We start from the raw sequence: 5,338 nt of genomic DNA, 5'->3' as shown, positions 1-5,338 counted from the left end.
CGGCGGCGGCGCTGCTGCTGGCGGCGCTGCTGACGCTGGCGCTCGGCCAGGGGGTGGCGCGGCTGGTGGACAGCGGCCTCGCGGCCGGCAGCGGGCCGGGCCTGGACACCGCCGCGGCGCTGATGTTCGCCACCGTCGCCGCGCTGGCCTGCGCCACCGCCACACGCTACTGGCTGGTCTCCTGGCTGGGCGAGCGGGTCGCGGCGGATCTGCGGCGGCGCGTCTACGACCATGTGCTCGGCCTCAGCCCGTCCTTCTTCGACACCGCACGCATCGGCGACATCCTGTCGCGCATGACCGCCGATGTTGGCCTGCTGCAGTCCCTGGTGGGCTCGGCTATCTCCATGGGGCTGCGCAACCTGGTCACCGGCAGCGGCGCGCTGGTGATGATGGTCGCCACCTCCCCCAAGCTGGCCGGGATCGTGCTGCTGGTCCTGCCGTTGGTGATCGGCCCGCTGGTGCTGTTCGGCCGGCGCGAACGCCGCCTGTCGCGCACGGCGCAGGAGCGCGTCGCGGATCTTGCAGCCCGCGCGGAGGAGACGCTGAACGGCCTGCGCACGGTGCAGGCCTTCACGCAGGAGGCCGCAGAGCGCGCCCGCTTCGGCGCGGAGACCGAGCGCTCCGTCGCCGCCGCGCTGCGCCGCATCGGCTCGCGCGCAGTGCTGATCCTCTCCGTCATCCTGCTCGGCTTCGGGGCGATCACCTTCGCACTCTGGGTCGGCGGGCACGACGTGGTGGCGGGCCGGATGAGCGGCGGCGAGCTCGCCGCCTTCGTCTTCTACGCCGTGCTGGCCGCCAGCGCCGGCGCGACGGTCAGCGAGCTCTGGGGCGAGATCCAGCGCGCCGCCGCCGCGGCCGACCGGCTGATGGAGATCCTGTCGGTGCGGCCGGACATCGCCGCGCCGGCCGCGCCGGCGCTCCTGCCGGAGCCGCCGCAGGGCCGCGTCGCGCTGGAGCATGTGCGCTTCGCCTACCCGACGCGCCCGGGCCAATGGGCACTCGACGACGTCAGCCTGGCGGTAGAGCCGGGGGAGACTGTGGCGCTGGTCGGCCCGTCCGGCGCGGGCAAGACCTCGCTGTTCCAGCTGCTGCTGCGCTTCTACGACCCGCAATCCGGCCGCGTGGTGCTGGACGGCGTGGATGTCGCGCGGCTCGATCCCACGGCGCTGCGCGCGCGCATCGGCTTCGTCCCGCAGGAACCCCTGATCTTCGGCGCCACCGCGGCGGAGAACATCCGCTACGGCCGGCCCGGCGCGTCAGACGCCGAGGTGCGCCGCGCCGCAGAGGCGGCGGCCGCGGCCGGCTTCATCGCCGCGCTGCCGCAGGGCTTCGACACGCCGCTCGGCGCGCGCGGCGTCACCCTCTCCGGCGGGCAGCGCCAGCGACTCGCCATCGCGCGCGCCATCCTGAAGGATGCCCCGGTGCTGCTGCTGGATGAGGCGACCAGCGCGCTCGACGCGGAATCCGAGCAGGCCGTGCAGCAGGCGCTGGAGCGCCTCTCGCGCGGGCGCACCACGCTGGTCGTCGCGCATCGGCTCGCCACGGTGCGCCGCGCCGACCGCATCCTGGTGATGGAGGCCGGGCGCGTCGTCGCCGCCGGCCCGCACGATGCGCTGGTGCGCCAGGGCGGGCTCTATGCCCGGCTGGCCGCGCTGCAATTCGCCGAAGGCGCGTAGCCGCATGGCCTGGCCGGACACGGTCGGCGCCTACAACCGCGGCTTCCGCGAATTCGCCGAGGCCTACGAGGCCTTCGGCTTCGAGGACGTCCACCGCGACGCCCTGCCCTTCCTGCCGGCCACGCCGGGTTACCTTCTGGATGTCGGGGCGGGCAGCGGTCGCGACGCCGCCTGGTTCGCGGCGCGCGGCTGGGAGGTGATCGCGGCGGAGCCGGCGGCCGCGCTCCGTGCGGAGGCCGGCCGGCTGCATGCGGCGCCCTCGATTCGCTGGGTGGACGACCGGCTGCCGGCGCTGGCGGAGGTGCACCGGCTCGGTCTCGCCTTCGACCTCGTCTGGCTCAGCGGCGTCTGGCAGCACATCCCGCCGGAGGACCGGGCGCGCGCGATGCGCAAGCTGGCGACGCTGCTCAAGCCCGGCGGCCGCATCGTGCTGACCCTGCGGCACGGCCCGGCGCCGCCGGACCGCCCGATGTGGCCGGTGGATGCGCATGAGGTGGAGCGGCTGGGCCTTGATCACGGCCTGGCGCTGCGCGTCGCGACCGATCGCGCGGAGGACCGGCAGGGCCGCGCCGATGTGCGCTGGCAGACCGTGGTGCTGGACCTGCCGGATGATGGCGGCGGCGCGCTGCCGCTGCTGCGCGGCGTGATCCTGCGGCAGGAACGCTTCACCACCTACAAGCTGGCGCTGCTGCGCTGCCTGGCGCGGATCGCCGACGCCTCCCCCAACATGGCGCGGGAGGCGGAGAGCCATGTGGAACTGCCGCTCGGTCTCGTCGCGCTCTACTGGCTGCGCATGTACAAGCCCCTTGTCGAGCGCGGGCTGCCGCAGGCGCCGGCGGGCGTCGGCCTGGCCTTCGTGAAGGGGGCGTTCCAGGGCCTGCGCCCCCTCGCCCCCTTCGACCTGCGGCCCGGCGCGCTGCTGCGCGGCGAGACGGCGGTGGCGCTGCGCGGCGCGCTGGCCGATGCGGCGCGGGTGATCGCCGACATGCCGGCGCGGCACCTGACCTTCGCCGACGACACGCCGGTCTTCCCGGCCGAATTCGGCCGCCGGCCCCGCGGCGGCGACACGCTGGCGCTGGGCGCTGGCCTGTTCTGGGACTACGGCACCATCCGCGTGCCGCTGCATGTCTGGCACGCGCTGCGCCGCATGGCGGCCTGGATCGAGCCGATGCTGCTGGCCGAATGGGTCCGCCAGAGCCGCGACTTCGCCTCCCGCGCCGGCCGCCCGCTCGCGGCGGATGCGGTGCTGGACGCGCTGCGCTGGCTGGAGCCGGAGCGCGACACCGGACTGGTGCGTGACCTGGTCGCCGCGCGGCTGCAGCGCGGCGAGAAGGTGTCCTGCGTCTGGACAGGGCTGCCGCTGCGCGGCCGCGCGGTCGAGGTGGACCACTGCCTGCCCTGGGCGGCCTGGCCCTGCAACGACCTCTGGAACCTGCTCCCGGCCTCGCGGGAGGCGAACCGCGAGAAGGCCGACCAGGTCGTGGGCGCCACAGCGCTGATGGCGGCGAAGCCGCGCATCCTGGACTGGTGGCAGCACGGATACTTGGCGGCGCCGGAACCGCTGCGCGCCCGCTTCGCCGAGGAGGCGCGCAGCACCCTGCCGCTGCCGACCGATCGCGAACCCGAACTGGAGGAGATGTTCGCCGCGCTCGACTTCCGCCGACTGCGGCTGCGGCAGGAGACGCAGCTGCCCGAATGGGCGGGCGTGCCGCGTTTGACAGCGGAAGAACCGCCGCGCTAGCGCCGCCGCCGATGCCCGACCTCGACACCGGCCTGCTGCGCGCCTTCGTGGCCCTGGCGGAGACGCTGAGCTTCTCCCGCACGGCCGCGCGCATCGGCCGGTCGCAATCCGCCGTCTCGATGCAGATCCGCCGGCTGGAGGAGCTGCTGGGCTGCGCCCTGTTCCGCCGCGACAAGCGCAACGTGGAGCTCACCGCGGAAGGCGAGGCGCTGCTGGGCGATGCGCGCCGCATCCTGGCGCTGTCGGAGGCGATGCTGTCGCGCGCCCGCACCCCCGACGTCGCTGGCGAGGTGCGCTTCGCCTCGCCGGAGGACTTTGCCACGCAATACCTGCCGGAGATCCTGGCCGCCTTCGCCGCCAAGCACCCGCAGGTGCACCTGCACGTCACCTGCGACCTGACGCTCCGCCTGGTGGAGGCGCTGGGGCGCGGCGAGCACGACCTGATCGTGGTGAAGCAGGACCCGGCCGAGCCCTATCCCGGCAGCCGCCCGCTCTGGCGCGAGCGGCCGGTCTTTGTGGCGCGGGATCGTATGGCGCCCGCCCCGGTCGGCGGTCGCCTGCCGCTGGTGCTCTCGCCCGCCCCCTGTGTCTATCGCCGCCGGGCGGTTGGCGCGCTGGACGCGGCGGGGCTGCCCTGGGACATCGCCTATACCAGCCCGTCCTTCGCCGGCACGGTGGCCGCGGTGCGGGCCGGGCTCGGCGTGACCGTCCTGCCACGCACCATGGTGCCCGAGGGGCTGGTGGCGCTGGAGGGTGGCCAGGACTGGCCCACCCTTCCTGAAGTGGAGATCGCCCTGCTGGCCGCGCCGCGCGCATCGCCTGCAACGGCCGCGCTGGCGGCCTTCATCGGGGAGAGGGTACCAACTTATCGGCAAGGCAGATAAGAACAATCAGAAAAATTCGTTTCCTTAATCCATCTGGCTGACGCAGAAGCCGGCCGCTTTCCACGGGACGGGTCCGCATGGCGCGATTCTTTACCTCGACGGTCTGGCTGGCCTTCGGCCTGCTGCTGCTGCTGCTGGCCTTCAGCCTGGATGACGGCCCGCTGGTCTCCGCCTTCTTCCGCGCGGATGCTCTGACGCTGTTCCTGGGCGCCGCGGTGGCCCTGGTCAGCGGCGTGGTGCACGGCTTCGCGGCCCGGCACATGGAAGGCGACGCGCGCTACCAGACCTTCTTCAACCGGCTCTCCACGCTGACCATCCTGGTGCTGCTGCTGCTGGCGACGGACTGGGTGCCGCTCTTCGCGGTGCTCTGGGTGGCGATGGGGATGCTGCTGGCGGATGCCATCGGCCATGCGCGGCGCTGGCCGCAGGCGGCGGCCGCGGCCGAGTTCGCGCAGCGCTGGTTCCTGGCCGGCGCGGGCGCGCTGATCCTCGGGCTCGGTCTGCTCTCGCTGGCCGCCGACAGCCTGTCCATCGCGACCATCGTCTATCTCGCGCCCAAGTTCAGCCCGGTGGTGACCAGCGTCGCCTGCGCCGCCCTGGCCGTCGCCGCGGCCATCCAGTGCGGCCTGTTCCCCTTCCACCGCTGGCTGATGTCCTCGATGACGGCGCCGACGCCGGTCTCCGCCTTCATGCATGCGGGTCTGGTGAATGCCGGCGGCATCCTCGTCGCCCGCTTCGCACCCGTCTTCGAGCAGGCGCCCGGCGTTCTGCTGGTGCTGTTCCTGGTCGGCGCCGTCAGCGCGCTGTTCGGCCAGCTCGCCGCGCTGGTGCAGAACGACGTGAAGCGCGGGTTGGCGGCGTCCACCACGGCGCAGATGGGCTTCATGCTGATGCAGTGCGGCCTTGGCTTCCATGCCGCCGCGATGGCGCACCTGGTGCTGCACGGGCTCTACAAGGCGAGCCTGTTCCTCGGCGCCGGCTCGGCGCTGGCGGCTGCGCGCGCACCCGCCGCGGCGGCACGGCCCGGCGCGGCGGCG

At 73.9% G+C, this 5,338-nt stretch carries 4 protein-coding genes; all 4 read left to right on the top strand.

The features are described 5' to 3' along the window. Positions 1-1,676: ABC transporter transmembrane domain-containing protein (locus OZN99_RS24565; protein WP_333779768.1), on the top strand; the 1,676-nt coding region annotated here is incomplete at its 5' end. A 4-nt stretch (positions 1,677-1,680) separates the two neighbouring features. Next, positions 1,681-3,417, top strand: a complete 1,737-nt coding sequence (locus OZN99_RS24560) for a methyltransferase domain-containing protein (protein WP_270937874.1) — start codon at positions 1,681-1,683, stop codon at positions 3,415-3,417. 11 nt (positions 3,418-3,428) lie between these two features. Then, positions 3,429-4,301: a LysR family transcriptional regulator gene (locus OZN99_RS24555; protein ID WP_270937873.1), complete on the top strand. Its 873-nt coding sequence runs from the start codon at positions 3,429-3,431 to the stop codon at positions 4,299-4,301. A 77-nt stretch (positions 4,302-4,378) separates the two neighbouring features. After that, positions 4,379-5,338, top strand: a 960-nt coding sequence (locus OZN99_RS24550; protein WP_270937872.1) for a proton-conducting transporter transmembrane domain-containing protein, incomplete at its 3' end; no start/stop codon positions are given.

Origin of the sequence: Falsiroseomonas oryzae (genome assembly GCF_027856955.1) — a bacterium.
Taxonomy (GTDB): Bacteria; Pseudomonadota; Alphaproteobacteria; order Acetobacterales; family Acetobacteraceae; genus Falsiroseomonas; species Falsiroseomonas oryzae.
The sequence above is the reverse complement of the archived record's forward strand: the minus strand, read 5'-3'. Positions and strand labels throughout refer to the sequence as shown.

Excerpts from the sequence above, each read along its gene's own strand:
- OZN99_RS24560 (WP_270937874.1), top strand. The coding sequence starts at position 1,681 with ATGGCCTGGCCGGACACGGTCGGCGCCTACAACCGCGGCTTCCGCGAA.
- OZN99_RS24555 (WP_270937873.1), top strand. The coding sequence starts at position 3,429 with ATGCCCGACCTCGACACCGGCCTGCTGCGCGCCTTCGTGGCCCTGGCG.